Genomic DNA, 26,347 nt, shown 5'->3' with positions numbered 1-26,347 from the left:
CTAAACCGCGGGCGCCGAGAGTGCCGGGCCGGGAAGCCGCAGGGCGGCTGCGTCACGGGTGTGGAACTGCCGTTCGAGTTCCTCCAGGCTCTTGCCGCGGGTTTCGGGCAGGTAGGCCCGAACGAACAGGACCGCGAAGACGCCGAGGCCGGCAAAGAGGAAGAACGTGTTGGAGATGCCGATGCCGGCGGTCAGCACGGGGAAGCTGAAGCCCACCGCAAAGTTCACCATCCAGAGAATGAACGCGGTGCTGCCCATGCCCAGTCCGCGGATCTTCAGCGGGAAGATTTCGGAGAGCATCAGCCAGGTCACCGGGGAAATGGCCCCCTGCTGGAACGCGAGGAAGGAGACCGTCAGCGCCAGGATCACGAACCCGCGGCCGGTCCCCTCCGGGAGCACCAGGGAGAAGAGACCGATCAGGGTCAGCGCCGCAATGGTGCCCATCTGTCCGATCATCAGCATAGGCCGACGGCCCACCCGGCCCAGCAGCCAGATCCCCACGAAGGTGGCGAGCACGGAAATCACGCCGTTGGCGATGTTCGCGGTCAGGGCGGCCTGGGTGCCGAAGCCGGACTCCTTCAGGATCTCGGTGCCGTAGTACATGATCGAGTTCACGCCGGTGATCTGCTGGCAGATGGCCACCCCCACCCCGATCAGGAAGATCCGCCGCATCCAGGGGACGCGCAGGTCGCTGAAGGATCCCTTCTTGGCCTCGTAGTCCTCCCGGGCCAGTGCCCGGACGTCGTCGATTTCCTGACGCGCGACGGCGGCGGTCCGGATTTTCTTGAGCACTTCGAAGGCTTCGGCGTAGCTGCCGCTGGCGGCCAGCCACCGCGGGCTTTCCGGAACCCGGAGCATCCCCAGCCAGAGGCCGATGGCCGGCAGCGTTGCGACCACCAGCATCCACCGCCAGATGCTGACCTGGTCCGCCCACACGTTGCCCAGCACGGCGTTGGTCACGAAGGCGAGCAGCTGCCCGGAGACGATCATCAGCTCGTTGCGGGTCACCATCTGGCCGCGCAGGTGGGCCGGTGACATTTCGGCCAGGAACACGGGCACCATGGCAGACGCGCCGCCTACGGCTAGGCCCAGGACAAAGCGGAACCCGACGGTGACCACAACGTTCGGCGCCAGGGAGACACCGATGGTGCCCAGGAGGAACACGGCGGCAAGTCCCATGATCAGGCGCCGCCGGCCGTAGCGGTCCGCGAGCCGTCCACCGGCCAGGGCACCGAAGGCGGCGCCGATGAGCAGGGAGCTGGTCACCAGTCCGGTGGTCAGCGGAGTCAGGCCGAGGTCTTCCTCCATAAAGGGCAGGGCGCCGTTGATGACACCCGTGTCGTAGCCGAAGAGCAGCCCGCCGAGAGTGCTCACGGCTGCAATGCGCTTCAGCGCCTTGTTGGGTTGGAGTTCCTTACCGGGATTGATGGTCGAGCTCATGATGCCTCCGTCGGTCCGTTAGGTTTTACCGGATTCCGTTGACCAGGTCCGTCATGGTTGCGAGTTGGTAGCGGGCTACCTCGGCAGCGTTCTCGTTCTCGGCGAAAACGCTGGAGACCATGACCGTTTCGGTCCGGTCCAGGAAGCCGTTTTGTGCCAGCGCCTCGAAGAGCTGCTGCCAGTCGACGTCGCCGTCGCCGATCTTCAGGTGCTGGTGGACGCGCACCGGATTTCCGGGCGGGTTGGTGATGTAACGCAGCCCGTTGGAGGCACGGTGGTCCATGGTGTCCGCCACGTGCACCACCTGCAGCCGCTCCCCTACTTCCTGCAGGATCCGGTCCGGGCTGTCCGCCAGATGGAAGGCATGCGCGGCCACGTAAACAAAGCCGAGGTTCGGTGAGTTCGCCCCGCGGATGACCCGCCACGCGGCAAGGCCTTCCTCCACAAAGTCATCCGGGTGTGGATCAATCGCCACCTGGATGCCCTCGCGTTCAAAGAGCGGCACCAGTTCCTCCATGGACCGGTAAAAGGCCGCTTCGGATTCCTCCGGGTGTTCCGGCCGGCCGCCGAACTCCGTGTTCATTTGGCTGACCCCCAGGTCCACGGCCAGCTGCACGGCCCGCCGCCAGTAACGGACGGCGGCCTGCCGGAGATTCTCATCCGGGGAGGACCAGCGGAGCACCGGCAGGATTGACGCGATGCCGACCTCCGCCTCGCCGCAGGCCTTCTTCAGCGCTGCGGTGAGGGCGTCATCCGCCTTGGGATGGGTGAAGAAGGGCAGGAAGTCCGGGTGCGGGGTCAGCTGCAGGTACGGGTAACCCAGTTCGGCCGCCAGCTGCGGGAACTGCAGCAGGGAATGGGTGCGGTGGAACGGGGTGGGATCCAGTGCCATCTTCATGGGGTGTCTCTCCTTCCGGGGATGCTGGCGGTTCAAGACAAATGTTCAGGACAAATACAGGGCGGGTTTCCCGTTCAAGGCCACGGGCACCCGTTGCCCGGTCCGCTGCGCCTCGACGCCGGCGGCGCAGCAGGCGGCGGTCGCGTAGCCGTCCCAGGCGCTGGGCCCTTCGGCGGTACCTGCCAGCGACGCGTCCACCCATGCCTGCACCTCGGCATCGTAGGCGGCGCTGAAGCGCTGCTCGAAGCCCGGGGCCACCCGTCCGCCCCACCTGCCGTCCGTCCGTACCAGCGGTCCGGTGTCCGCGCCGATGCTCACGATGCCGTCTTCGAAGGCCGCCTGGGCGGAAACCTGGTAACCGAACCGAGCGTTGACGTAGATTTCGACGTCGGCCAGCACCCCGGATTCGGTTTCCATCAGTACCTGCTGCGGATCGCGCTGCCCCACCGGCGAGTTGCCGGTCGATTTGCCGATCCGGACCTGGACGGCGGTGATCTCTTCGCCGGTGAAGAAACGCACCGCGTCGAACTCGTGCACCACTGAATCGTTGATCAGCATTTCGTTGGTGAATCCGGCAGGGGTGGCGGCATTGCGGTGCTGGTGGTGGAGCATCAGCAGGTCGCCCAGCTCCCTGCTGCGGACCATCCCGGCCAAGGCTGCGTATTCGGCGTCGTACCGCCGCATAAAGCCCACCTGGATCCGGCGCCGGCCAAGCTTCTCCTCGGCCTGGACCACCTTCCAGGCGGACGCCGGGTCCGGAGTCAACGGTTTCTCGCACAGGATCGGGATGTCCCGGGCCAGTGCCTGGTGCAGGATGTCCTCGTGCAGGAAACCGGGCGTGGCAATCAGCACGGCATCGACGTCGGCGCTGCCCAAGGCTTCGCCGGCATCGGTGACGGCGGAGGCACCGGGGATGCCGGCGACGGCCGCCCGGGCGCGGGTCGGGTCAATGTCGACGACGGCAGCTACCTCGGCCCGGGCCGTCCGGTGGTGCAGCCGCAGGATGTGGTCCATCCCCATGCGCCCGGCGCCGATGACGGCAACGCGGAGATTCTCGCTCATGATTTCTCCTCACTGAATCCGCGTGGCGGAGCCGCACGAGAGCAGGTAGCTGCGGGTGCGCCGGGCCACGGGCATCGGTACGTTCAAATCGGCGACGGGGTACATGTCCTGTTCGACAATTCCGAACAACGGCTTCTCCAGTGCTTCGGCGGCCCGGATCACCGCGGACAGGTCCGGGAGTCCGTGCGGGGGTTCGGTCATCACCCCGGCCAGGTTCGCCGCCGCCCAGGTAAGGTCCTGCTGCCGCACCGTTTCCAGGACGGCCGGATCGATCTGTTTCAGATGCAGGTAGCCGATGCGCTCGGGGTAGGCGGCGATCAGTTCCACGCTGTCCGCTCCCCCGTACTGCGCGTGCCCGGTGTCCAGGCACAGGCTCACCAGCGCGGGGTCGGTGCCCTGGAGGAAACGTTCAATGTCCGGCTGGGCACAGACATGGGAATCGGCGTGCGGATGGAACTGCTGCTGCAGGCCGAATTCCTCGGCCAGTTCCCTGCCCAGCCGGTTGTGCCCCTCCAGCAGGTCGTTCCACTGGCTCGCCGATAGCTCCGCCGCTTCGAGGGGTGCACCCGTGACGTCGTCGCGCCACATGGCCGGGATGACCACCAGGTGGCCGCCGCCCATGGACGCGGTGAGTTCGGCGACCTTCCGTGCCGGTTCCCAGGCGGCTTCCCACTGGTCGGACCCCCGGTGGAAGGCGGTAAAAACCGTTCCGGCGGACACGTTCAGCCCCCGCTGACCCAGTTCATCGGCAAGTTTGAGCGGATCGGTGGGCAGGTAGCCGTACGGTCCAAGCTCAATCCACGTGTAACCGGCTTCCGCCACCTCGTCGAGGAAGCGCTGCCAGGGGGTCTGCTTCGGATCGTCGGCGAACCAGACGCCCCAGGAATCCGGGGCCGTGCCTATGGTCAGGGGGTTGGAGGCCATGCCTGATTCCTTTCAACGGGGTTCCGCGTTAGTTGGAGGGGAAGGCAAACGAGGCACCGGACAACTCGGCCGGTTCGGGCCAGCGCTGGGTGACCACCTTGCCGCGGGTGTAGAAGTGCACGCCGTCGGGACCGTAGATGTGGTGGTCGCCGAAAAGTGAATCGTTCCAGCCGCCGAAGGAATGCCAGGCCACCGGCACCGGCAGCGGAACGTTGATGCCCACCATGCCCACCTTCACGCCCCGGGTGAACGCGCGGGCATAGGCACCGGAGGCAGTGAAGATGGCGGTGCCGTTGCCGTACGGGTTGGAATTGATGACCTCCAGCGCCTCCGAGATGTTCTCGACCCGCACCACGGCCAGGACCGGGCCGAAGATTTCCTCCCGGTAGGCAGTCATTTCCCGGCGGACATGGTCGAGGACCGTGGGGCCGACAAAGAACCCGTCCTCATGGCCCGGCACCACCAGCTCGCGGCCGTCCACAATCAGGGCGGCGCCGTCCTCCTGCGCTTCGCCCACGATTTTCTGCAGCCGCGACTTGGCGTGCGGCGTGATCACGGGGCCCATATCGGCGTCGGGTTCCATGCCGTTGGCTACTTTGACCGCCTCGGCGCGTTCCTTCAGCCGGGCCACGAGATTCTCCGCGGCGCTGCCTACGGCCACGGCCACCGAGATGGCCATGCAGCGCTGTCCGGCGGAACCGAAAGCGGCGGCGGTTAGGTGCTCGGCGGCGAGGTCCAGGTCCGCATCCGGCATCACCACCGCGTGGTTCTTGGCGCCGCCCAGGGCCTGCACCCGCTTGCCGTGCCGGGTGGCCGTCTCATGCACGTGGCGTGCGATCGGCGTCGACCCGACAAAGGACACGCCGTCGACGTCGGGATGGGTGAGCAGCCCGTCCACCGCTTCCTTGTCCCCCTGCAGCACGTTGAAGACGCCGTCGGGCAGCCCCGCGTCCTTCCAGAGGCGGGCCAGGAACAGGCTGGCGGAGGGATCACGTTCGGAGGGTTTGAGGATGAACGCGTTCCCGGTGACGATCGCCACCGGCGCCATCCACAACGGCACCATCACCGGGAAGTTGAACGGCGTGATGCCGGCAACCACTCCCAGCGGCTGGCGGAACGAAAACACGTCGATGCCGGTGGAGACCGCGTCCGAGTAGTCGCCCTTGAGCGACTGCGGGGCGCCGCAGGCATACTCGACCACTTCCAGCCCGCGGCCGATTTCGCCGGCGGCATCAGAAACCACTTTGCCGTGCTCTCGGGTCACCACCCGGGCAAGTTCCTGCTCGTTGGCGGCGAGCAGCTCGCGGAAGCGGAACAGTACGGCAGTACGTTTGGTCAGGGAGGTCTCGGCCCAGCCGGCGGAGGCGGCCTTCGCGGCGGCGACGACGGCGTCAATGTCCGTCCGGTCTGCCAGCCGCAGCTCACCGGTGACCTCGCCGGTGGCCGGGTTGTAGACCGGCTGGTGCCGGTCCCCGTGCCCGGCGGTTTCGGTGCCGTTGATGAAGTGCGTGATGGTGGTGCTCATGGAAATCTCCGTTTCTGGGGTGCAGCCCGGGCAGGAGCCCGCTAACCGATCAGCGGCTTCTGCCGTGCCTTGGAGGAGCTGTAGGTGCCGTAGGCCTGCTGTGTGGAGTCCAGCTCGGAGGTACCGGACACCGGTACGTCCCACCAGGATTCGGAATCGGGTGCGTCGATGAGCGGGTCGGATTCGATATGGATCAGGACCGGTCCGCTGCCCTCCGGTTCGGCCTTCGCCTTGGCCACTGCAGCTTCCAGATCCGCGACGGCGTTCGGACCCGGCTCTATTCGCAGCACGCGCACGCCCAGGGACTCGGCGTTTAGGGCCAGGTCCACGGGCAGCTTCGCGCCGTCGTCGAACGTGTGGTGCTTGCGGTCCAGGATCCGGTACCGCGTGCCGAACCGCTGCGAGCCCAGGCTTTCCGAAAGCGCCCCGATGGAGGCAAAGCCGTGGTTCTGGATCAGCACGGTGATGAGCTTGATTCCCTCCGCAACGGCCGTCACCAATTCGGTGTGCATCATCAGATAGGAGCCGTCGCCGACCATCACGACGACGTCGCGGGGCTGCGCCTCGGCCGTGCCTTCCGGGGCGCGGGCCGCCTCGTCGACGGCCGCCCGCTTCACGCCCAGTCCGCCGGGGATTTCGTAGCCCATGGTGGAGTACGCGTACTCCACGTGGTATCCGAAGGGGTCCCGGACCCGCCACATCTTGTGCAGGTCCCCGGGCAGCGAACCCGCAGCGCAGACGACGACGTCGCGCGGCGCCATGGCGCGGTTCACGGCGCCGATGATTTCGTTCTGGCTTGGCAGCGGAACGGAACGGGTGTCGAAGGCCAGGTCCACGGTCCGGTTCCAGCGGTCCTTTTCCGCCGCAACCAGCGCAGGCATGCCGTCCGGGACGCGGTAGCCCTCCAGCGCGCTGGCCAGCCGGAGCAGTGCCTTGCGGGCATCGGCGACGAGCGGCAGGCTCGTGCCGAGCTTGTACGCGTCAATGGGTGCCACGTTGATATTGATGAACTGCACGCCGGGGTGTTGGAAAGCCGTATGCGAGGCCGTGGTGAAATCCTCGTACCGGGTACCGATCCCGATCACCAGGTCCGCTTCCCGGGCGAGGACGTTGGCCGCCGTCGTACCCGTGGATCCAACGGCGCCCACGCAGTACGGGGCGTCCCACGGTACCGTCCCGACCCCGGCCTGGGTGTAGCTGACCGGGATGCCGGTGGTTTCGGCCAGCCGGGCCAGCGCATCGGCTGCGAAGGCATAGAGGACACCGCCGCCGGCCACAATCAGCGGACGCCGGGACGCGTGGATCAGTTCCGCGGCACGGCGGATGTCCGTATCCTCGGGTTCGGGCCGGCGGATCCGCCACTCCCGGTCGGCCAGGAATTCCTCCGGCACCTGGAGCACTTCGGCCTGGACGTCCTGCGGCAGGGAAATGGTGACGGCTCCGGTTTCGGCCGGGTCGGTGAGGACCCGCAGCCCGGAGAGGAAAGCGGAGTACAGCTGCTCGGGCCGGCTGATCCGGTCGAAGTACCGGGACAGGGGCCGGAAGGCATCGTTGACGGTGATGTCGTAGGCCTCGGGGCGTTCCAGCTGCTGCAGCACGGGATCGGGTGCGCGGGTGGCGAACGTGTCCGAGGGCAGCAGCAGGACGGGCAGCCGGTTGGTGGTGGCCAGCGCGGCTCCGGTCAGCATGTTGGTGGCGCCGGGGCCGATGGAACTGGTGACCGCGTACGTGGCCCGCCGGCGGGTGTGCCGGGCATACCCCACCGCCTGATGCACCATCGCCTGCTCGTTGCGCCCCTGGTAGTAGGGCATGGCGCCCGGGTTCCGGGCAGAGGACTGCTTCAGGGCCTGGCCGACGCCGGCCACGTTGCCGTGGCCGAAGATGCCGAACATACCCGGGAACATCCGTTCGCGGTAGTCCTCTCCCCCGATGCTGTCCACCGTGTACTGCCTGCCCAGGAACTCCACGACTGCCTGGGCGACTGTCATTGTGCGCGTTGCCATCAGCCCGTGGCCTCCTGACGGGTAGGTGTCTTCAGCAGCGACGCCGCGGTGGCCACCGCTTCCTCCACGCTGCCCTCCTTGGGGTAAAGCAGCGTACGCCCCACCGTCAACCCCTGGACACCCGGGAGGTCCAGTGCGGCCTCCCACGCAGCGTAGGTGTCCTCGGAGGAACCGGACGGGTCGCCGCCCAGCAGGACGGCGGGCATGGTGGTGGCGGCCAGGACGCGTTCCATGTCCGGGACCACCGGCAGCTTCATCCAGGTATAGGCACTGGTGGCGCCCAGCCCGGAGGCGATGGCCACCGAGGCAACCACCGCGTCGGTACTGAGATCGTTGCGGATCCGCCCGTTCTCCCAGACGGAGATAAACGGCTCCACCATGGCCACCAGGCCGCGGGCCGCCAGGCTGTTGATCGCCTGTGCCGTGGCTTCCAGCAGGTTGGCGGTGGCCGGGTCCGTCAGGCAGATCCGGGTAAGCATCTTGCCGCCGGTGGCCCGCAGGGCCAGCAGGGCCTCGGCGGTGTGGCCGGTGAAGCGGTCATCTATCTCGTTGACGTAGCCGGCCAGCCCGCCCCGGTTCATGGACCCGAACAGCAGCTTCCCGTCCAGCGCGCCGAGCAGCAGCAGATCGTCCAGGATGTCGGGGCTGGCCAGCACGCCGTCGACGGCGGGATTCGCCAGGGCGGTCCGCAGCCGGTCCAGCAGGTCGCGGCGGTCCGCCATGGCCATGGGATCGCCGCCGACGGAGAGCGCGCCGCGCGCGGGATGGTCTGCGGCCACAATGAAGTTCTGCTCGCCCTGCTTCGGCCCCGGGTGCGGCGGCCGGTTCCCCGCGGCGCGGAGGACGGCTTCCGGATCCTCGAGGCGGATGCGGGAAAGATGCTCGTAGCGCCGCGGATCGTCGTCGAATTCGCTCATGGGGCGCTCTCGCTCTCCAGCGGTTCCAGCGGTTCCGGCGCGGTCCGGTCCTGCCCCGCCAGCAGCGCGTACACCTCGGTTGGGGTGGGCATTGCGTCGGCACAGGACAGCCGTGAAGCGACGATGGCGCCGGCCGCGTTCGCATAGTCGAGCACGGCAGCCAGCGGCCAGCCGGACAGCAGCCCGTGGCAGAACGCCCCGCCGAACGCGTCTCCGGCGCCCAGTCCGTTCACGGTCTCCACCCGGAACGGTGCCGAGACAACGCGTTCGGTGCCGGTCCTGGCCAGTACCCCCTCCGCCCCGAGCTTGACGACGGCGATGCTCACCCCGGCTGCGAGCAGCCGGTCCGCCTGTTCATCCGGGGTTCCTGCCCCCACTGCCACGGCGCATTCCGCCTCGTTGCCGATGGCGACATTCACGTAGGGCAGGATGCGGGCCACCTGTTCCGCGGCTTCCGCTTCGCTGTCCCAGAACATCGGCCGGTAGTCCAGGTCCAGCACCGTATACCGGCCGGGCGGAAGCTCCTCCCGCGGCCGGGCCCGGTGCGCCGCCAGATGGGCGGACCGGCTCGGTTCCTGGCACAGACCGGTCACGGTGGACCAGAAAATCCCGGCGTCCCGGATAGCGTCGAGGTCGAGGCTCTCTGCCTCTATCTGCAGGTCTGGAGCAGTGGGAAAGCGGCCGTAGAAGTACAGCGGGAAGGAGTCTGGCGGCATGATGGCGCAGAACGTCGCCGGCGTCTGCAGCCCGGGTACTCCGGTGACGAAGCCGTCATCCACTCCGAACTTCCGCAGCTCCCGGTGAAGGTATTCGCCGAACGGGTCCTCTCCGGTGCGGGTGATCATGCCGCTGCGCCGGCCGTGCCGGGCGGCGGCAACCGCAACGTTGGACGGCGAGCCGCCCAGGTACTTGCCGAAGCTGGTCACGTCCTCCAGCGGCACGCCGATGTTATCGGGATAGATGTCAACGCTGATGCGTCCCATTGCCAACACTTCGTGAGCCACGCGTGGATCACCGGCCTTCCTGTTCCCGAGGCGGGCCCTGCAGCCGCCTCGGAGTGATCAGAACCACAGGCACCACTGTGCGCCCGAAAGTTTGTCCTGTCAAAGGTTTGTGCTGACAAACTTAAGAGGCCTGCCAAATCCACACAGAAGCCGGAATACGGTTGCGCAGACAGCAGGCCGCTCCTCGATAGGCGCAGATTGTCCTGTCATACGTGATGGAGCCCCTGCACCGAAGGCCGGGAATTCCTGCGGGTGCGCTGGGCGCTGCCCCTCGCAGCATGATCCGTGCGAGGATCGGCCTATGACCCAGCGCCTGATGCTCCTCGACACCGCGTCACTGTACTTCCGTGCCTTCTACGGCGTCCCCGACAGCATCCGCCGGTCCGACGGTACGCCGGTGAACGCCGTGCGCGGACTGCTGGACATGATCGCGAGGCTCACCACCGACTACGAGGCCACGCACCTGATCGCCTGCTGGGATGACGACTGGCGGCCGCAGTGGCGGGTGGACCTGCTGCCCACGTACAAGGCGCACCGGGTGGCCGAGGAAGTCAGCGGGAACCCCGACGTCGAAACGGTCCCGGATCCCCTCGAGGCCCAGATCCCGATGATCCGCCGGACGCTGGAGCTGGCGGGCATCGCCGTCGTCGGGGCTGCGGAACACGAGGCCGACGACGTGATCGGCACTTACGCATCCACGGCGTCCATGCCGGTGGACGTGGTGACCGGGGATCGTGACCTGTTCCAGGTGATCGACGACCGCAGGGACGTCCGCGTGATCTACACTGCCCGCGGCATGAAGAACCTGGACGTGATGACCGATGCGTCAATGGTGGCGAAGTACCAGGTGCTGCCCGAGCAGTACGCGGACTATGCGACCCTGCGCGGCGACGCATCCGACGGGCTGCCCGGCGTCTCCGGGATCGGCGAGAAAACCGCCGCGTCGCTGCTGGCCGAGTTCGGCACCCTGGATTCCCTGCTGGCCGCCGCACAGGACCCGGACAGCGGCCTCTCATCGCCGGTGCGGTCCAAGCTCGCCAAGGCGGCGGACTATCTGGCGGTCGCACCGAAGGTGGTGAAGGTGGTGCGGGACCTGGATCTACCCACACCCAAGAAGGCGGGGGCCGAGCTGCACGCCATCACCGGCGGGGAACGCGCCGAACTGGAGCGCCTGGCCCAGGACTGGAACCTGGGCGGGTCCGTGAAGCGGCTGCTGGACGCTTTCGACCGCTACGCGTAGGCGGCCCGGACAAAACAGAAACACCCCCGGTCCGAAGACCGGGGGTGTTTCACTGCAACTACATGGTGCCCGAAGTGGGACTCGAACCCACACACCTCTCGATACTGCATTTTGAGTGCAGCGCGTCTGCCAATTCCGCCATTCGGGCGTGCCCTGCGTCACGAAGCACTAGTACTTACCGTGTTGAGCGCAAAACTACTCTACATGCGGATACGCTGATTGTGTGAACCGCCGGTCTGCCGGCGGGAGAGACCGTATCTGAGGAGCCATCTGTGTCTGAGTCCACCGAGTCCGCGCCCGCCGCGTCGACCCACGCTGCGTCTGCCAACACGCCGTCCAACACCCCGGCCCGCCGTGTACTCGTCGCCGAAGACGAGACCCTGATCCGCCTGGACATTGTCGAAATCCTCACCGGTGAGGGTTACGACGTCGTCGGCGAGGCGGACAACGGTGAGAAGGCCGTCCAGCTGGCCAACGAGCTGAAGCCGGACCTGGTGCTGATGGACGTCAAGATGCCGCTGATGGACGGCATTACCGCTGCCGAGCAGATCGTCAAGGCACGCATTGCCCCGGTGGTGCTGCTGACCGCGTTCAGCCAGAAGGAACTGGTCGAGCGTGCACGCGAGGCCGGCGCCATGGCCTATGTGGTCAAGCCCTTCACTCCCGCGGACCTGATTCCCGCCATCGAGATTGCCCTCTCCCGCCATGAGGAGATCAAAGCCCTCGAAGCCGAGGTCTCCGACCTGAAGGAACAGTTCGCCACCCGCAAGCTGGTGGAGCGCGCCAAGTCGCTGCTGACCACCAAGATGGGCCTCACCGAGCCCGAGGCCTTCCGCTGGATCCAGAAGACCTCAATGGACCGCCGCCTGAGCATGCGCGAGGTTGCCGAGACCATCATCAACCAGGTGAACTAGCACCTCCTCCCCGCAGGAACAAAGAAACAACAGGAAAGGTCCCGTCCAATCGGACGGGACCTTTCCTGTTAGTGCAGGTAAGCGGGAAACCTAGATGGCCTTGGCCTGGCCCTTCTTGCTTTCCTTGATCGGCCACGGGCCGACCTTCTCCTTGACCCGCTCCTGGCCGTCAGCACGCTGGCCTGCATCGGCAATGTCGCCGACGCGGTGCACCTTGATGCTGTTGGTCGAGCCTGCCTGTCCGGGAGGCGAACCCGCAGCGATAACCACCAGGTCGTCGTCTTCCACCAGGCCCTCTTCGAGCAGGGTGCGGTCCACCTGTGCGGTCATCTGGTCGGTGTGCTCGGCGAACTCGACGAGCATGGGTGCCACGCCCCAGAACAGGGTCATGTAGCGGTAGGTCTCCTCCACGGGGGTGAAGGCGAACACCGGCTTGGACGGGCGCAGGCGGGACAGGCGGCGGGCGGAGTCGCCGGACTGGGTGAAGGTACAGATGTACTTCGCATCCAGCTGCTCGGAGATCTCCACCGCGGCGCGGGTGATGGCGCCGCCGCGGGTCCGCGGCTTGGAGCCCAGCGGGGGGACACGGTTCAGGCCGTGCTTTTCGGTGGACTCGATGATGCGGGCCATGGTTTCGACGGTTTCGATGGCGTACGTGCCCACCGAGGTTTCGCCGGAGAGCATCACTGCATCCGCGCCGTCGAGCACTGCATTGGCGCAGTCGGAGGCCTCGGCGCGGGTCGGGCGGGGGTTGTCGATCATGGACTCGAGCACCTGGGTGGCCACGATCACGGGCTTGGCCCAGCGGCGTGCCAGCTCAATGGCGTTCTTCTGCACGATCGGAACCTCTTCGAGCGGCAGTTCGACGCCGAGGTCACCGCGGGCAACCATGATGGAGTCGAACGCGTCGATGATCTCTTCGAGGTTCTCCACGGCCTGCGGCTTCTCGATCTTGGCGATGACCGGCACGCGGCGGCCTTCCTCGTCCATGATCTCGTGCACGCGGGAAATGTCGCCGGCGTTGCGGACGAAGGAAAGGGCAACCATGTCGACGCCGCGGCGCATGGCCCAGCGGAGGTCGTCCTCGTCCTTTTCGCTCAGTGCCGGAACGTTGACGGCGACGCCGGGGAGGTTGATGCCCTTGTTGTTCGACACCTTGCCCGGCACTACTACCTCGGTGACAACGGTGTTGGCCGTTACCTCTACGGCACGCAGCTTGACCTTGCCGTCGTCGATCAGCAGGAAGTCGCCCGCCTTAACGTCGCCGGGCAGGCCCTTGTACGTGGTGGAGCAGATTTCCTTGGTGCCGGGAATGTCATCGGTGGTGATGGTGAAGGTATCGCCCACGTTCAGGAAGTGTGGTTCCTCGGTGAACCGGCCGAGCCGGATCTTGGGGCCCTGGAGGTCGGCGAAGATGCCTACGGGCATCCCCAGCTCGGCGGAGGCCTTGCGCACGTTTTCATACGTGGCGTTGTGTACGGAGTGGTCGCCGTGGCTCATATTCATACGGGCGACGTTCACGCCCGCGCGAAGAACCGCTACGGTATTTTCATAGCTGGCGATCGCTGGTCCAAATGTGGCAACAATCTTTGCGCGTCTCATACTTCTAGCCTAGTCTCCCTTGCCAGTTTGCGCATGGGAACGGTCCACGGGGCCTGTCGGATCCCCCACGTCCGCAGCCGTGGTAGGCGACTGTTTGCCCCACCGCCAGAGGCAGCGCCTGCACAGATTCCCATAAAGCGGGACGAACCAGCGGATCCGACGGGGCGTCAGCTGGAAAACGTTTCCGCCGAATGGGAATGTGTGCAGGCATCCTGCGCCGTTCAGCCCACCCGTCGCCGGTAGACGGCCGTGGCGACGGCGTAGCCTCCACCCAGGATGCCGGCCAGCCAGAGAAGCGCGACCCAGAAATCGCTGCCGACGGGCTCCTGGGCAAGCAATGATCGGAGTGTGTCCACAATGGAAGTCACGGGCTGGTTCTCGGCAAACCACGCCACCGGCCCGGGCATGGTGCTGGTGGGCACAAACGCCGAGCTGATGAACGGCAGGAAAATCAGCGGGTAACTGAACGCACTCGCACCCTCCACTGTCTTCGCCCCAAGCCCGGCAATCACGGCCAGCCACGTCAGGGCAAGGGTGAACAGGATCAGGATGCCGACGACGGCGAACCATGCAGCCGGCGACGCACCGGTGCGGAAGCCAGCGATCAGGGCCACGCCGATAACGAGAGCGAGTGAGGCCAGGTTGGCGGTCACGGAGGTGAGGACGTGTGCCCAGAGCACACCGGAGCGGGCTATGGGCATTGTTTGGAAGCGTTCGAAGATCCCTCCCTGCCGGTCGAGGAACAACCGGTAGGCGGTGTAGGCCACGCCGGAGGCAACCGTGATCAGCAGGATGCCCGGCAGTGTGTAGTTGATGTACGACTCCCCAGATCCGGTGCTGATTGCGCCGCCGAAAACGTACACAAACATCAGCATCAGTGCGACCGGCGTAACCGCCGTCGTGATGATCGTGTCCGGACTGCGGAGGACGTGGCGCAGGGAGCGGCCCGTGAGGGCGGCAGTGTCCTGAAACGTCTGGGTAGTCATCGGTTTCCCTCTTTCTGCTGCGCCGGGGGAAGTCCGTCCGGCTGCGCGGTGCCGTCACCGGTATCGCCGGTGAGGGCGAGGAAGACGTCCTCGAGGGACGGCTGTTTTGTGACGTATTCGGCCTTTGCCGGCGGCAGGAGCTGCTGCAGTTCAACCAGGGTTCCGTTTTGGATGATGACGCCCCGGTGCAGGATCCCGATCCGGTCCGCAAGCTGCTCCGCCTCGTCGAGGTACTGCGTGGTGAGCAGCACCGTCGTGCCGCCGTCGGCAAGCTCCCGGATGGTCTGCCACACCTCGTTGCGTGCCTGCGGATCCAGGCCGGCAGTCGGCTCGTCGAGGAAGATGATTTTCGGATCCCCGACCAGGCTCATGGCAATATCGAGCCGGCGGCGCATGCCGCCGGAGTACGCCCCTGCCTTTCGGCTCCCCGAGTCGGTGAGCGCAAAACGGGCCAGCATGTCGTCCGCTACCACGCCCGGATTCTTCCGGTGGCGGAGCTTCGCGATGAGGACCAGGTTCTCCCGGCCTGTCAGCACTTCGTCGATTGCGGCGAATTGACCGGTCAGGCTGATCGACCGGCGCACATCGCCCGGGCGGGCGGCGACGTCGAACCCGTCCACTGCGGCCGTACCGTCGTCGGCCTTCAACAGCGTTGACAGGATCCGCACCAGTGTTGTCTTGCCCGCTCCGTTGGAGCCCAGCAGGGCGAAGATGCTGCCGGCAGTCACGTCAAAGTCGACGCCGCGCAGCACCTGCAGATCCCGAAAGGACTTCTTGATGCCCTGTACCCGGATGGCGGGGTCGAGGGTCTGGTTGGTATGCATCTCCGGTCTCCAATCCGGTGTTTTTATACCTCTTCAGCGGACCGGTCGATGGTCTCGACAAGGCGCCTGCGCTCCTTGTCGATCCACTGGCCGTCCGCGTAATTCGCAATGAAGGCCTCCGCGAACTCCACAGGATCCTCACCGACAATGCTGCGGACCGGGGTGCCGTCAACAGCGGCACGCTCCACCAGATCAACAAGGTCTTCGAGCATCTGGACGTAGACATCACCCTTCGCAATCGGCGCCGCATACATGAAGTAGCGTTCGAGGCCGTCCATGGCCCTTCGGTATCCGGCGGGCAGCTGTTCCTTGCGCTGCTTGAACCTGCGCCAGCGCCTTTTTTCCTCCAACGGTCCCGTGACCAGTTCTATCCATTTGGCGGTCATGATGGGTCTCCTTCATGCGGGTGCGAGGCGTGCTGTTGGAGTTGTTCGATCCGGGAAGCCAGGAAGCTCCACGTTCCCCAGAACTCATCGAGGTATTCGGCGCCCTGGGTGTTCAAGGTATAGACCTTCCGCGGCGGCCCCTTTTCCGAGGGAACCTTCTCGACGTCGACGAGCCCGCGTTTCTCGATCCGGACCAAAAGCGCATACACGGTCCCCTCGGCAATCTCGGTGAAGCCCTGCTCGCGCAGCCGAGCCGTGATGTCGTAGCCGTAGGCCGGCGAAACGGCGAGGATCCCCAGGATGATGCCTTCGAGGGTCCCCTTGAGCATCTCCGTCATCTGCTTGCCCATGGGTGTTGCGCCTATCTACCTAGTGTTGCTATCTACCAGTACACAGTAACACTAAGTACTGGTGGGGCAAGGGGTTTCGGCAAAGAAAAAACCCGGAGATCACCTAAGTGATCTCCGGGCTTTGAGTCAGACGGCGCTTACCTACTGCTTGTGCGGGGCCGGGGGCGGCGGAGGGGTGTAACCGGCCGGGGCGTTGGCGAATCCCGGGTACCGGGGCGGCGCCGCCACTCCCCCGTAAACCGGAGTGGGAACCGGCTTGGGGTTCAACTCTGCACCAATCCCGACGACAACGAAGGGCAATCCTGCCTTGGAAAGGTAGAAGGGACGTGCCGTGCCGGCCAGCAATATGAGCGAGAACGTCACTGCGAAGATGGGCAGGTCCCGATAGACCACCAGGAACAGACCCAAGCAGACTGCCAGCAGCATCGCTCCAACGAGCAGCGCCAATCCGCCGAGGCCTTTGGGGCTGAACCGGACCTCCATCCGGGGGCGGGCCGGGTGCCGTTTCAGTTGGCCGAGCTTCATCAGGTAGATCACGAGCACGGCGATCCCGAAGGCGACCACCGCCCCGATCACCAGCATCGCAAGAGCAATCCCCATTTTCCTGTCCCCCAACATAAGTGTGCTTGTGTACGTGCACCGACACACTATCCGATGTCGCGGCAGGCACAGCGCAACAACAGCAGGCGCCGGAAGAATCTCCAACGCCTGCCGTTATTCGTAGGGTTCCTACAACACGGCGATAGCCCGGTCCGTCGGTGCCACGGGTGCGGGCAGCCGGGTGGAGCCCATCAGCCACTGGTCGACGGCGGCCGCGGCGGCCCGTCCCTCCGCGATGGCCCAGACAATCAGGGACTGCCCGCGCCCCGCGTCACCGGCGGCGAAGACCCCCGGGGTTCCGGTCATGTAGTAGCCGTCGCGGGCCACGTTGCCGCGGTCGTCGAACTCCGCGTTGACCTGTTCCGCCAGCCCGGCCGGTTCCGGCCCGGTGAAGCCCAGGGACAGGAAAACCTGGTCCGCCGGAATAATCCGCTCGGTACCGGCCCGCGGCAGCCGCCGGCCGTCCACGAATTCCGTCTCGGCCACCTTCACCCCGGTGAGCTTCCCGTCCTCCCCCACGAACTCCACGGTGGATGCCAGGAACGTGCGTTCCCCGCCTTCCTCGTGGGCGCTGGCCATCTCGAACAGCGTGGGGTACATCGGCCACGGCTGGTGCGCGGCCCGCTCGGCGGGCGGCTGCTGGCCGATCGCCAGCGTGGTCACCGACGCGGCCTGCTGGCGGTGCGCAGTGCCCAGGCAGTCCGCGCCGGTGTCTCCGCCGCCGAGGATCACCACGTGCTTGCCCTCGGCGCTGATCTGGTTCTTCACGTTGTCCCCGGCCACGGCACGGTTGGACTGCACCAGGTAGTCCATGGCGAAATGCACGCCGGACAGTTCCCGGCCCGGGATGGGCAGGTCCCGGGGCACGGTGGCGCCGGTGGCAATCACCACGGCATCGTAGCGGCGGCGCAGCTGCTCCCAGCTGATGTCCTTGCCCACTTCGACGCCGGTGCGGAAGCGGGTGCCTTCGGCGCGCATCTGCTCCAGCCGGCGGTCCACCTGGATTTTTTCCATCTTGAAATCCGGGATGCCGTAGCGCAGCAGCCCGCCGATCCGGTCATCCCGCTCATACACGGCCACGGTGTGGCCGGCACGGGTGAGCTGCTGCGCAGCGGCCAGCCCGGCGGGGCCGGAGCCGACGACGGCGATGGTGCGGTCGGTCAGCCGCTCCGGCGGATGAGGGGTTACCCATCCCTCACCCCAGGCTTCGTCGATGATGGAGACCTCCACCTGCTTGATGGTGACCGGCGGCTGGTTGATGCCCAGCACGCAGGACGCCTCGCAGGGGGCCGGGCAGAGCCGGCCGGTGAACTCCGGGAAGTTGTTCGTGGCGTGCAGCCGTTCAATGGCCTCCGCGCCCTTGTCCCGCCACGTCAGGTCATTCCACTCCGGAATGAGGTTGCCCAGCGGGCAGCCCTGGTGGCAGAACGGGATGCCGCAGTCCATGCAGCGTCCGGCCTGGGCCTGCAGCACGCCCTTTTCCTGGGCTTCGTAGACTTCCTTGTAGTCCATGATGCGCACCGGCACCGGACGCCGCGGCTGCGTTTCCCGCTCGCGTACCTTCAAGAATCCGCGTGGATCAGCCACCGGTAACCTCCAAAATCTTGTTCCAGGCCTCGGCGCCGTCGGGATCCAGTCCCGCTTCGGCGGCGGAGGCGCGGGCGCCGAGCACTGCCGCGTAGTCCCGCGGAAGCACCTTGGTAATACGGGAAACCGTGTCCTCGAAGCTCTCCAGCATCTTCTGGGCCAGGTCGGAGCCGGTCTCCTCCAGATGCCGGACCAGCAGCCCGCGGATGATGTCGACGTCCTCGGCGTCCGGGGCATCGAGCAGCAGCTCGCCGCGCTCCAGGGACTCCTTGTTGACGCGGGCGGGTTCCAGGTCCACCACAAACGCGGTGCCGCCGGACATCCCCGCGCCGAAGTTCCGGCCCGTGGGCCCCAGGATCAGGGCCTGCCCGCCGGTCATGTACTCACAGCCGTGGTCGCCGATGCCTTCGACGACGGCGGTGGCCCCGGAGTTGCGCACCAGGAAGCGTTCGCCCACCTGGCCGCTGAGGAACATTTCGCCGCTGGTGGCCCCGTAGCCGATCACGTTCCCGGCAATGACGTTGCGTTCGGCTGCGAAGACGTTCCCGCGGTCCGGGCGGACGATGATCCGGCCGCCGGACAGGCCCTTGCCCACGTAGTCGTTCGAGTCGCCGAACAGCCGCAGCGTGATACCGGCGGGCAGGAACGCGCCGAGCGACTGCCCGGCCTGGCCGGTAAGGGTGATGTCGATGGTGTCGGGAGCCAGGGTGTCCACGCCGAAGGTCTTCGTGACCGTGTGCCCGAGCATGGTGCCCACGGACCGGTCGGTGTTGACTACGTCCAGCGCAATCCGCACCGGCGCCCGGTTCTGCAGCGCGTCGGCGCTCATCTCGATGAGCTTATTGTCGAAGTGCAGATCGAGTTCGTGGTTCTGCTGCACCATGTTCCGCAGCGGCGCACCGGGATCCACCTCGGGTCCTCGAAGGATCGGTTCCAGGTCCAGGCCGTCGGCCTTCCAGTGGTCGACCGCGGCCTGGGTGTCCAGGAGCTCGGTGCGGCCGATGGCCTCCTCGAGGGTCCGGAACCCGAGTTCGGCAAGGATTTCGCGGATCTCCTCGGCAATGAACTCGAAGAAGTTCACCACGAACTCCGGTTTGCCGCTGAACCGGGCCCGCAGTTCCGGGTTCTGCGTGGCCACTCCCACCGGGCAGGTGTCGAGATGGCAGACGCGCATCATCACGCAGCCGGAGACCACCAGCGGCGCGGTGGCGAAGCCGAATTCCTCGCCGCCCAGCAGCGCCGCCATCACAACGTCGCGGCCGGTCTTGAGCTGGCCGTCCACCTGGACCACCACCCGGTCCCGCAGGCCGTTGAGCATCAGGGTCTGCTGCGTCTCGGCCAGCCCGAGTTCCCAGGGAGCTCCGGCGTGCTTGAGCGAGTTCAGCGGCGAGGCGCCCGTGCCGCCGTCGTGCCCGGAGATCAGCACGACGTCGGCCTTCGCCTTGGTCACGCCGGCCGCCACGGTGCCGATCCCGGCTTCGGATACCAGCTTCACGTGCACCCGGGCGCTGGGGTTGGAGCGCTTCAGGTCATAGATCAGCTGCGCGAGGTCCTCGATGGAGTAGATGTCGTGGTGCGGCGGCGGGGAGATCAGCCCGACGCCGGGCGTCGAATGGCGGGTGCGGGCCACCCACGGGTAGACCTTCTGGGCCATCAGCTGGCCGCCCTCGCCGGGCTTGGCGCCCTGGGCCATCTTGATCTGGATGTCCTGCGCGTTGGTCAGGTACAGGCTGGTGACGCCGAACCGGCCGGAGGCCACCTGCTTGATGGCCGAGCGGCGCTCGGGATCCAGCAGCCGCTCCGGGTCTTCGCCGCCCTCGCCGGTGTTGGACTTGGCGCCCAGCCGGTTCATCGCAATGGCCAGCGTCTCGTGCGCTTCCTGGGAGATGGAGCCGTAGCTCATGGCGCCGGTGGAGAAGCGCTTCACGATGCTGGAGACGGGCTCCACCTCGTCCAGCGGCACGGGTGTGCGGTCACCGGTACGGAAATCCAGCAGCCCGCGCAGCGTCATCAGGTTCCTGGACTGGTCGTTCACGCCGTTGGTGTAGGCCTTGAACACGTCATACCGGCGTTCGCGGGTGGCGTGCTGCAGCCGGAAGACCGTCTCGGGGTTGAAGAGGTGCGGCGGTCCTTCGCGGCGCCACTGGTATTCGCCGCCGTTGTCCAGGGCGCGGTGCGGTTCCTCCACGCCGTCGCTCGGGTACGCCTCGGCGTGCCGGGCAGCGGCTTCGGCGGCGATCACGTCCAGGCCGACGCCGCCGAGCTGGGTCTGGGTGCCGTGGAAGAACTCGTCCACCAGTTCCTGGCCCAGGCCGAGCGCCTCGAAGGTCTGCGCGCCGCAGTAGGACGCGACGGTGGAAATGCCCATCTTGGACATGATCTTCAGGACGCCCTTGCCCAGGCCCTTGATCAGGTTGGCCACGGCCTCTTCGCCGGTGACACCGGTGATGTCGCCGTTGCGGACCAGTTCCTCGCAGCTTTCCATGGCCAGGTACGGGTTCACGGCGGAGGCGCCGTAGCCGATCAGCAGGGCCACGTGGTGGACCTCGCGGACGTCGCCGGCCTCCACCAGCAGGGAGATCTTGGTGCGGTTGGCGCTCTTGAGCAGGTGGTTATGGACCGCGGAGAGCAGCAGCAGGGAGGGGATGGGTGCCCACTGGGCATTGGAATCCCGGTCCGAGAGCACGATGTACTGCACCCCGCGGTTCACTGCACCGGAAACCTTTTCGCAGATCTCGCTGATCCTTGCCCGGAGTTCGGCTTCGCCGCCTTCGGGACGGTAGAGGCCGCGGACCTTCAGCGCTATCCGGTCGCCGTCGTCGTCGGTGAGGTTGGCGATCTTGGCGAGCTCGTCGTTGTTGATTACCGGGAACTTCAGCGCAACCTGGCTGGTTTTCACCTGCTTCAGGGACAGCAGGTTCCCGTTGGGGCCAATCGAGGCCTGCAGGGAGGTGACCAGTTCCTCGCGGATGGAATCCAGCGGCGGGTTGGTGACCTGGGCAAAGGACTGCACAAAGTAGTCGAAGAGCAGCCGCGGCCGCTTGGAGAGCACGGCGATGGGGGTGTCGGAGCCCATGGCGCCGAGCGGTTCGGCGGCGGTGCGGGCCATGGGACCCAGCAGGATCCGCAGTTCCTCCACGGTGTAGCCGAAGGTCCGCTGCCGGCGGTTGATGGAGGCCTTGGTGTGCAGCACGTGCTCGCGTTCGGGCAGTTCCTCCAGGCGGACCTGGTTTTCCTTCACCCATTCCGCCCACGGGTTGGCCGCGGCAACCTCGGCCTTGATCTCTTCGTCTTCGATCAGCCGGCCCTCGGCGGTGTCCACCAGGAACATCTTGCCCGGCGAGACGCGGCCCTTGCGGACCACCTTGGCGGGGTCAATGTCCACCACGCCCACCTCGGACGCCAGGACCACCAGGCCGTCGTCGGTCACCCAGTAGCGGGCGGGACGCAGACCGTTGCGGTCCAGCACCGCACCCACCTGCACGCCGTCGGTGAAGGCCACGGCGGCGGGACCGTCCCACGGTTCCATCAGCATGGAGTGGTACTGGTAGAACGCCCGGCGGGCCGGGTCCATGGTTGCGTGGTTTTCCCAGGCCTCCGGGATCATCATCATGATCGCGTGGGTGATGGGCCGGCCGGAGAGCATCAGCAGTTCGGCCACCTCGTCGAAGGACGCGGAGTCCGAAGCGCCGGGGGTGCAGATGGGGAAGAGCTCTTCCGGGGTCTGTCCCAGCAGCGGGTTCTTCATCTGCGACTGCCGGGCGCGCATCCAGTTCCGGTTGCCCTTGACCGTGTTGATCTCGCCGTTGTGCGCGATGGCGCGGAACGGCTGGGCCAGGGGCCAGGACGGGAAGGTGTTGGTGGAGAAGCGGGAGTGGACAATGCCCAGCCGGGTCTTGAACCGCGGGTCGGACAGGTCCGGGAAGAACGGTTCCAGCTGCGCGGTGGTCACCATGCCCTTGTAGACCATGGTCCGAGAGGACAGCGAGGGGAAATACACGCCGAACTTGTTCTGCGAACGCTTCCGGACGCGGAAGGCCCGGGCGTCCAGGTCCGCGGTTCCGGTCCCCTCTTCCGGGGCCAGGAACACCTGGACAAAGTACGGCATGCAGGCCCGGGACATGGCTCCCACGAGTTCGGCCACAATGGGCACCTCGCGCCAGCCCAGCACCCGCAGGCCCTCGCTGGCTGCAATGAGCTCGACGCCGGCGCGTGCGGTGTGCTGCTCACGGTCCTCGGTGGGCAGGAAGGCGGTGCCGACGGCGTAGCCTCCGGCCGCGGGAAGTTCAAAGTCCACTACTGCGCGGAAGAATTCGTCCGGGACCTGGGTCAGGAGGCCGGCGCCGTCGCCGGTACCTTCATCGGCGCCCACGGCACCGCGGTGCTCGAGGTTGCGCAGGGCGGCCAGGGCGGCGTCGACAATTCCGTGGGTGGGCTCGCCCTGCAGGGTGGCTATGACGGCCAGGCCGCAGGCGTCCTTTTCGTTCTCGGCACGGTACAGGCCGGAATCCTCCGGGAGCGCGGCGAAGCGGGTGAACGGTGACACCACCGTGGTCGGAAAAGCAGACAGGGAATCAGTCATAAGAGTGAGTCCTTCCCCCTAGTAGAGCGTTGGGAGGGGACAGCGCTGGCCCCTGCGGAATCCACGAGGGGATGCTCCGCGGCGTTGATTGATTTTACGGCTCACTTCGCCCCGGTAAACCCGGAAACTGATCCGGTTTTTACTGGGAATCCCTGGTGCCGTTAACCGCCGCTTTTCCGGAGGGGTGTCCCGGTGCTGCAGCCGCCTGGCGCCACGTCAATGTGGCTCCGCCTGCAGCGCCTTCGAGGGTAACCCGAAGGGTCAGGCAGAAGGTCCGTTGTCCTTGGACCGGTGAGGAAGGGACTCCTCGGTTTTTGTCTCTGCGAGATTAGCACGCACGGGGCGTTCGGTTGATGCCGATTCCGCATTCCCGGCTTCTGTTTCGTTCTTGTTATCTGCGGCGGTAATACCGCCCTGAGGTGCGGGTTCGTGGCCCGGCAGGTAAAGCGAGCCCTCCCCGCCCTTGCGGGCCTTGAAAGTCAGGTAAATGAACATTGCGATGGAGGCAATCAGGATCAGCAGGCTGGTCCACACATTGAGGCGTTGTGTGACGCCGAGCAGCGTAATCATTTCGGCATCGTCAATGCGCAGGAGCTCGATCCAGAGCCGTCCGGCGGTGTAGAAGGCGGCGTAGATCCAGAACAGGCGGCCGCCGCGGAGCCGGAAGCGGCGGTCAAGCAGCAGGAGCAGGGCGACGCCGGCCAGGTTCCAGAGGGACTCGTAGAGGAACGTGGGGTGGAACGTGGTGCCGGGTGCGGCGCCGTCGGGGAAGTTGGCGTTGTCGGCGTCGATCTCGAGGCCCCAGGGCGCGTCCGTTTCGGAGCCGAAGAGTTCCTGGTTGAACCAGTTGCCCCAGCGGCCCACGGCCTGGGCCAGCAGCAGGCCGGGGGCGCCGACGTCGGCGAACGTGGAGAGCTTGATGCCCGCACGGCGGCAGCCGATCCAGGCGCCGACGGCGCCGAGGGCCACCGCACCCCAGATGCCCAGTCCGCCCAGCCAGATCTGCGGAATGAGGGACAGGTCGCCGTCCGGACCGAAGTACGCGTCCGGTGAGGAGAACACGTGGTACAGCCGTCCGCCGATGATGCCGAACGGGATGGCCCAGATGGAGATGTCCCAGACGGCGTCTTCCGGCAGTCCGCGCCGTTTCCAGCGCACGGACGTCATCCACAGGGCCAGGATGATGCCGGCCAGGATGCACAGCGCGTACGCGTGGATGGTCAGCGGTCCCAGCGAGAAGCTGCTGAAATCGGCAGGCGGGCTGGGGATGCTGGCGTACACGGACATCGGGTTCATTTGCTGGCCTTCGGGGCTCCGGTGCTGAGGTCACGGGTAAGGGTGGCGACGGCGTCGGTGCCGCCGTCGCGCAGGGCGGCCACCAGGGCCGTGCCTACGATGACGCCGTCGGCGTAGGCGCCGATTTCGCGCACGTGTTCGGCGCGGGAGACCCCCAGGCCCACGCAGACGCGCTGGGCGCCGGCGGCGCGGGCGGCGCTGACCACGCTCTGGGCGGCGTCGCTGACGCTGTCCCGGGCACCGGTGACGCCCATGATCGAGACGGCGTAGACGAAGCCGCGGCTGGCGGCCACGGTGCTCTTCATCCGGGCTTCCGTGGAGGACGGGGCAACCAGGAACACCCGGTCGAGGCCGTACTTGTCGGAGGCTTCGAGCCATTCGGAGGCTTCATCCGGGACGAGGTCCGGGGTGATCAGCCCTGCTCCCCCGGCTTCGGCCAGGCGGCGGGAGAACTCATCCACGCCCATCCGGACGACCGGGTTCCAATAGGTCATCACCAGGACGGCGGCGTCGGTGGCTGCGGTGATGCCGGCAACGACGTCGAACACCTGCGCCACGCGGAAGCCGTCCGCCAGCGCCTGGGTGGTTGCGGCCTGGATGACGTGGCCGTCCATCACCGGGTCGGAATACGGGATGCCGATTTCGATCAGGTCCGCACCGTTTTCCGCCAGGGCGATGCCTGCGGCGATGGTGGCTTCCACGGTGGGGAAGCCGGCGGGCAGGTAGCCGATCAGCGCGGCACGCCCCTCGGCGGCGGCCCGGTCAATCGCGGCCGCGGACTTGCTCTGCATTACCTCGGTGCTCAAAGCTGTTCCCCTTCTTTGCCGATTTCGGCTTCGGCTGAGCGCTCGTCCAGCAGGTTGAACCATTCGGCGGCGGTGGCCACGTCCTTGTCCCCGCGCCCGGAAAGGTTTACCAGGACAATCTTCCCGGAAACATTTCCGTCGGAGCCGGCCTCCTCAGCGAGCCGCCGGCCCACCTTGATGGCGCCGGCCAGGGCGTGCGCGGACTCGATGGCGGGGATGATGCCCTCGGTGCGGCAGAGCAGCTGGAAGGCGTCCATGGCTTCGGCATCGGTGATCGGCTCGTAGCTGACCCGCCCGATGTCGGCCAGGTGGGCGTGTTCGGGTCCGACGCCCGGGTAGTCCAGGCCGGCGGAGATGGAGTGCGATTCGACGGTCTGGCCGTCGTCGTCCTGCATGAGGTAGGAGCGGGCGCCGTGCAGCACGCCGGGCCGGCCCAGGGTGATGGTGGCGGCGTGTCGGCCGGTTTCGACGCCGTCGCCGCCGGCCTCGAAGCCGTAGATCTTCACCTCGGGATCGTCCAGGAAGCCGTGGAAGATGCCGATGGCGTTGGAACCGCCGCCGATGCAGGCACACACCGCGTCCGGCAGCCGGCCGGCCTGCTCCAGCATCTGGGCGCGGGCCTCTTCGCCGATGACTTCGTGGAAGTAGCGGACCATGGCCGGGAAGGGGTGCGCCCCCGCCGCGGTGCCCAGCAGGTAATGGGTGCTGTCAACGTTGGCGACCCAGTCCCGCAGTGCCTCGTTGATGGCGTCCTTGAGGGTCTGGGAGCCGTTGGTCACCGGGATGACCTTCGCACCGAGCAGCTCCATCCGGGCCACGTTCAGTGCCTGGCGGCGGCAGTCCTCGGCGCCCATGTAGACCACGCACTCCAGTCCGAGCAGTGCTGCTGCGGTGGCGCTGGCCACGCCGTGCTGGCCGGCGCCGGTTTCGGCAATGACGCGGGTCTTGCCCATCCGCTTGGCGAGCAGGGCCTGGCCCAGGACGTTGTTGATCTTGTGGGATCCGGTGTGGTTGAGGTCTTCGCGCTTGAGGAAGATCCGCACTCCGCCGGCGTGCTCCGAGAAGCGTTTGGCCTCGGTGAGCAGCGACGGGCGGCCGGAGTAATTCTTATTCAGGTCAGCCACCTGGGCGGTGAACTCGGGATCGGCCTTGGCCTTCTCGAAGGTGTCTTCCAGCTCATCCAGGGCAGCGATCAGGGACTCGGGCATCCAACGGCCGCCGTACTCGCCGAAGTACGGACCGGGCGCGTGCCGCAGGGACGAGACTCCCCCGTTCAGGAAGGCCTCCGTAACGCTTCCGGTTCCGGTTTCTGCGGCAGCTCCGGCTGCCTGTGCCTGTTCCGACTTCCCGATCATGAGCTTTGTGTCCTGTCCTGCTTGAGCCCGGGCCGTTCCTGCCCGG

The 26,347-nt window shown here is 66.7% G+C and carries 21 protein-coding genes and 1 tRNA gene; 2 read left to right on the top strand and 20 right to left on the bottom strand.

Features of this window, described 5'->3' with window-relative positions; translation table 11 throughout:
* The 8 genes from N2K99_RS07680 to iolC are packed head-to-tail and all read right to left on the bottom strand — an operon-like array spanning position 1 to position 9,773.
* On the bottom strand, positions 1–1,440 hold the full coding sequence (locus N2K99_RS07680; RefSeq protein WP_227933403.1) for a sugar porter family MFS transporter: 1,440 nt from the start codon (positions 1,438–1,440) through the stop codon (positions 1–3).
* Positions 1,441–1,465: 25 nt separating this feature from the next.
* Positions 1,466–2,338, bottom strand: coding sequence for a sugar phosphate isomerase/epimerase (locus N2K99_RS07675; RefSeq protein WP_227933402.1), 873 nt, complete (start codon positions 2,336–2,338; stop codon positions 1,466–1,468).
* 45 nt (positions 2,339–2,383) lie between these two features.
* Positions 2,384–3,400 (bottom strand): Gfo/Idh/MocA family protein, encoded by a 1,017-nt coding sequence (locus N2K99_RS07670; RefSeq protein WP_227933401.1) that lies wholly within the window; start codon positions 3,398–3,400, stop codon positions 2,384–2,386.
* Positions 3,401–3,409: 9 nt separating this feature from the next.
* Positions 3,410–4,324, bottom strand: coding sequence for a sugar phosphate isomerase/epimerase (locus N2K99_RS07665; RefSeq protein WP_227933400.1), 915 nt, complete (start codon positions 4,322–4,324; stop codon positions 3,410–3,412).
* A 28-nt stretch (positions 4,325–4,352) separates the two neighbouring features.
* Positions 4,353–5,849, bottom strand: coding sequence for a CoA-acylating methylmalonate-semialdehyde dehydrogenase (locus tag N2K99_RS07660; protein ID WP_227933399.1), 1,497 nt, complete (start codon positions 5,847–5,849; stop codon positions 4,353–4,355).
* A gap of 41 nt (positions 5,850–5,890) precedes the next feature.
* Positions 5,891–7,837 carry a 3D-(3,5/4)-trihydroxycyclohexane-1,2-dione acylhydrolase (decyclizing) gene (iolD, locus tag N2K99_RS07655; RefSeq protein WP_374200045.1) on the bottom strand — a complete coding sequence of 649 codons (1,947 nt, stop codon included), beginning with the start codon at positions 7,835–7,837 and terminating at the stop codon, positions 5,891–5,893.
* A gap of 14 nt (positions 7,838–7,851) precedes the next feature.
* On the bottom strand, positions 7,852–8,769 hold the full coding sequence (locus N2K99_RS07650; protein ID WP_227922034.1) for a deoxyribose-phosphate aldolase: 918 nt from the start codon (positions 8,767–8,769) through the stop codon (positions 7,852–7,854).
* A complete protein-coding gene (gene iolC, locus N2K99_RS07645; RefSeq protein WP_227933397.1) occupies positions 8,766–9,773 on the bottom strand; it encodes a 5-dehydro-2-deoxygluconokinase in 1,008 nt (335 codons plus the stop codon). Before iolC ends, N2K99_RS07650 begins: the two co-directional genes overlap by 4 nt.
* A gap of 301 nt (positions 9,774–10,074) precedes the next feature.
* On the opposite strand from iolC, the gene N2K99_RS07640 reads away from it, so the two are divergent.
* Positions 10,075–11,013: a 5'-3' exonuclease gene (locus N2K99_RS07640; protein ID WP_227933396.1), complete on the top strand. Its 939-nt coding sequence runs from the start codon at positions 10,075–10,077 to the stop codon at positions 11,011–11,013.
* A gap of 63 nt (positions 11,014–11,076) precedes the next feature.
* On the opposite strand, the gene N2K99_RS07635 is transcribed toward N2K99_RS07640, so the two are convergent.
* A tRNA-Leu gene (locus tag N2K99_RS07635) sits at positions 11,077–11,161 on the bottom strand.
* A gap of 232 nt (positions 11,162–11,393) precedes the next feature.
* Here N2K99_RS07635 and N2K99_RS07630 point away from each other — a divergent pair.
* Positions 11,394–11,927, top strand: coding sequence for an ANTAR domain-containing response regulator (locus N2K99_RS07630; RefSeq protein WP_231709424.1), 534 nt, complete (start codon positions 11,394–11,396; stop codon positions 11,925–11,927).
* A gap of 90 nt (positions 11,928–12,017) precedes the next feature.
* On the opposite strand, the gene pyk is transcribed toward N2K99_RS07630, so the two are convergent.
* The 11 genes from pyk to trpB form a co-directional block, all read right to left on the bottom strand.
* On the bottom strand, positions 12,018–13,529 hold the full coding sequence (pyk, locus tag N2K99_RS07625) for a pyruvate kinase (protein ID WP_227922045.1): 1,512 nt from the start codon (positions 13,527–13,529) through the stop codon (positions 12,018–12,020).
* Positions 13,530–13,750: 221 nt separating this feature from the next.
* Complete coding sequence (locus N2K99_RS07620; RefSeq protein ID WP_227933395.1) at positions 13,751–14,515, bottom strand: ABC transporter permease; 765 nt, start codon at positions 14,513–14,515, stop codon at positions 13,751–13,753.
* Positions 14,512–15,339 (bottom strand): ABC transporter ATP-binding protein, encoded by an 828-nt coding sequence (locus N2K99_RS07615; RefSeq protein WP_227933394.1) that lies wholly within the window; start codon positions 15,337–15,339, stop codon positions 14,512–14,514. The genes N2K99_RS07620 and N2K99_RS07615 overlap by 4 nt, the downstream gene beginning before the upstream one ends.
* A 23-nt stretch (positions 15,340–15,362) precedes the next feature.
* Positions 15,363–15,725: a DUF1048 domain-containing protein gene (locus tag N2K99_RS07610; RefSeq protein ID WP_227933393.1), complete on the bottom strand. Its 363-nt coding sequence runs from the start codon at positions 15,723–15,725 to the stop codon at positions 15,363–15,365.
* A complete protein-coding gene (locus N2K99_RS07605; protein WP_227922051.1) occupies positions 15,722–16,075 on the bottom strand; it encodes a PadR family transcriptional regulator in 354 nt (117 codons plus the stop codon). Before N2K99_RS07605 ends, N2K99_RS07610 begins: the two co-directional genes overlap by 4 nt.
* Before the next feature lie 141 nt (positions 16,076–16,216).
* The gene (locus N2K99_RS07600) at positions 16,217–16,675 is read right to left on the bottom strand and encodes a hypothetical protein (RefSeq protein WP_227933392.1); all 459 of its coding nucleotides are present in this window, start codon (positions 16,673–16,675) and stop codon (positions 16,217–16,219) included.
* A gap of 129 nt (positions 16,676–16,804) precedes the next feature.
* Complete coding sequence (locus tag N2K99_RS07595) at positions 16,805–18,262, bottom strand: glutamate synthase subunit beta (protein WP_227922055.1); 1,458 nt, start codon at positions 18,260–18,262, stop codon at positions 16,805–16,807.
* A complete protein-coding gene (gene gltB / locus N2K99_RS07590; RefSeq protein ID WP_227933391.1) occupies positions 18,255–22,844 on the bottom strand; it encodes a glutamate synthase large subunit in 4,590 nt (1,529 codons plus the stop codon). The genes N2K99_RS07595 and gltB overlap by 8 nt, the downstream gene beginning before the upstream one ends.
* Positions 22,845–23,105: 261 nt before the next feature.
* The gene (gene lgt, locus N2K99_RS07585) at positions 23,106–24,140 is read right to left on the bottom strand and encodes a prolipoprotein diacylglyceryl transferase (protein ID WP_227922057.1); all 1,035 of its coding nucleotides are present in this window, start codon (positions 24,138–24,140) and stop codon (positions 23,106–23,108) included.
* Positions 24,137–24,931: a tryptophan synthase subunit alpha gene (gene trpA / locus N2K99_RS07580; RefSeq protein ID WP_227922798.1), complete on the bottom strand. Its 795-nt coding sequence runs from the start codon at positions 24,929–24,931 to the stop codon at positions 24,137–24,139. Before trpA ends, lgt begins: the two co-directional genes overlap by 4 nt.
* 11 nt (positions 24,932–24,942) lie before the next feature.
* Entirely contained in the window at positions 24,943–26,301 is a 1,359-nt protein-coding gene (gene trpB, locus N2K99_RS07575; protein ID WP_227933390.1) for a tryptophan synthase subunit beta, read from the bottom strand.
* Positions 26,302–26,347: the final 46 nt, after the last annotated feature.

Origin of the sequence: Arthrobacter sp. zg-Y1110 (genome assembly GCF_025244865.1) — a bacterium.
Classification (GTDB): Bacteria; Actinomycetota; Actinomycetes; order Actinomycetales; family Micrococcaceae; genus Arthrobacter_B.
The sequence above is the reverse complement of the archived record's forward strand: the minus strand, read 5'-3'. Positions and strand labels throughout refer to the sequence as shown.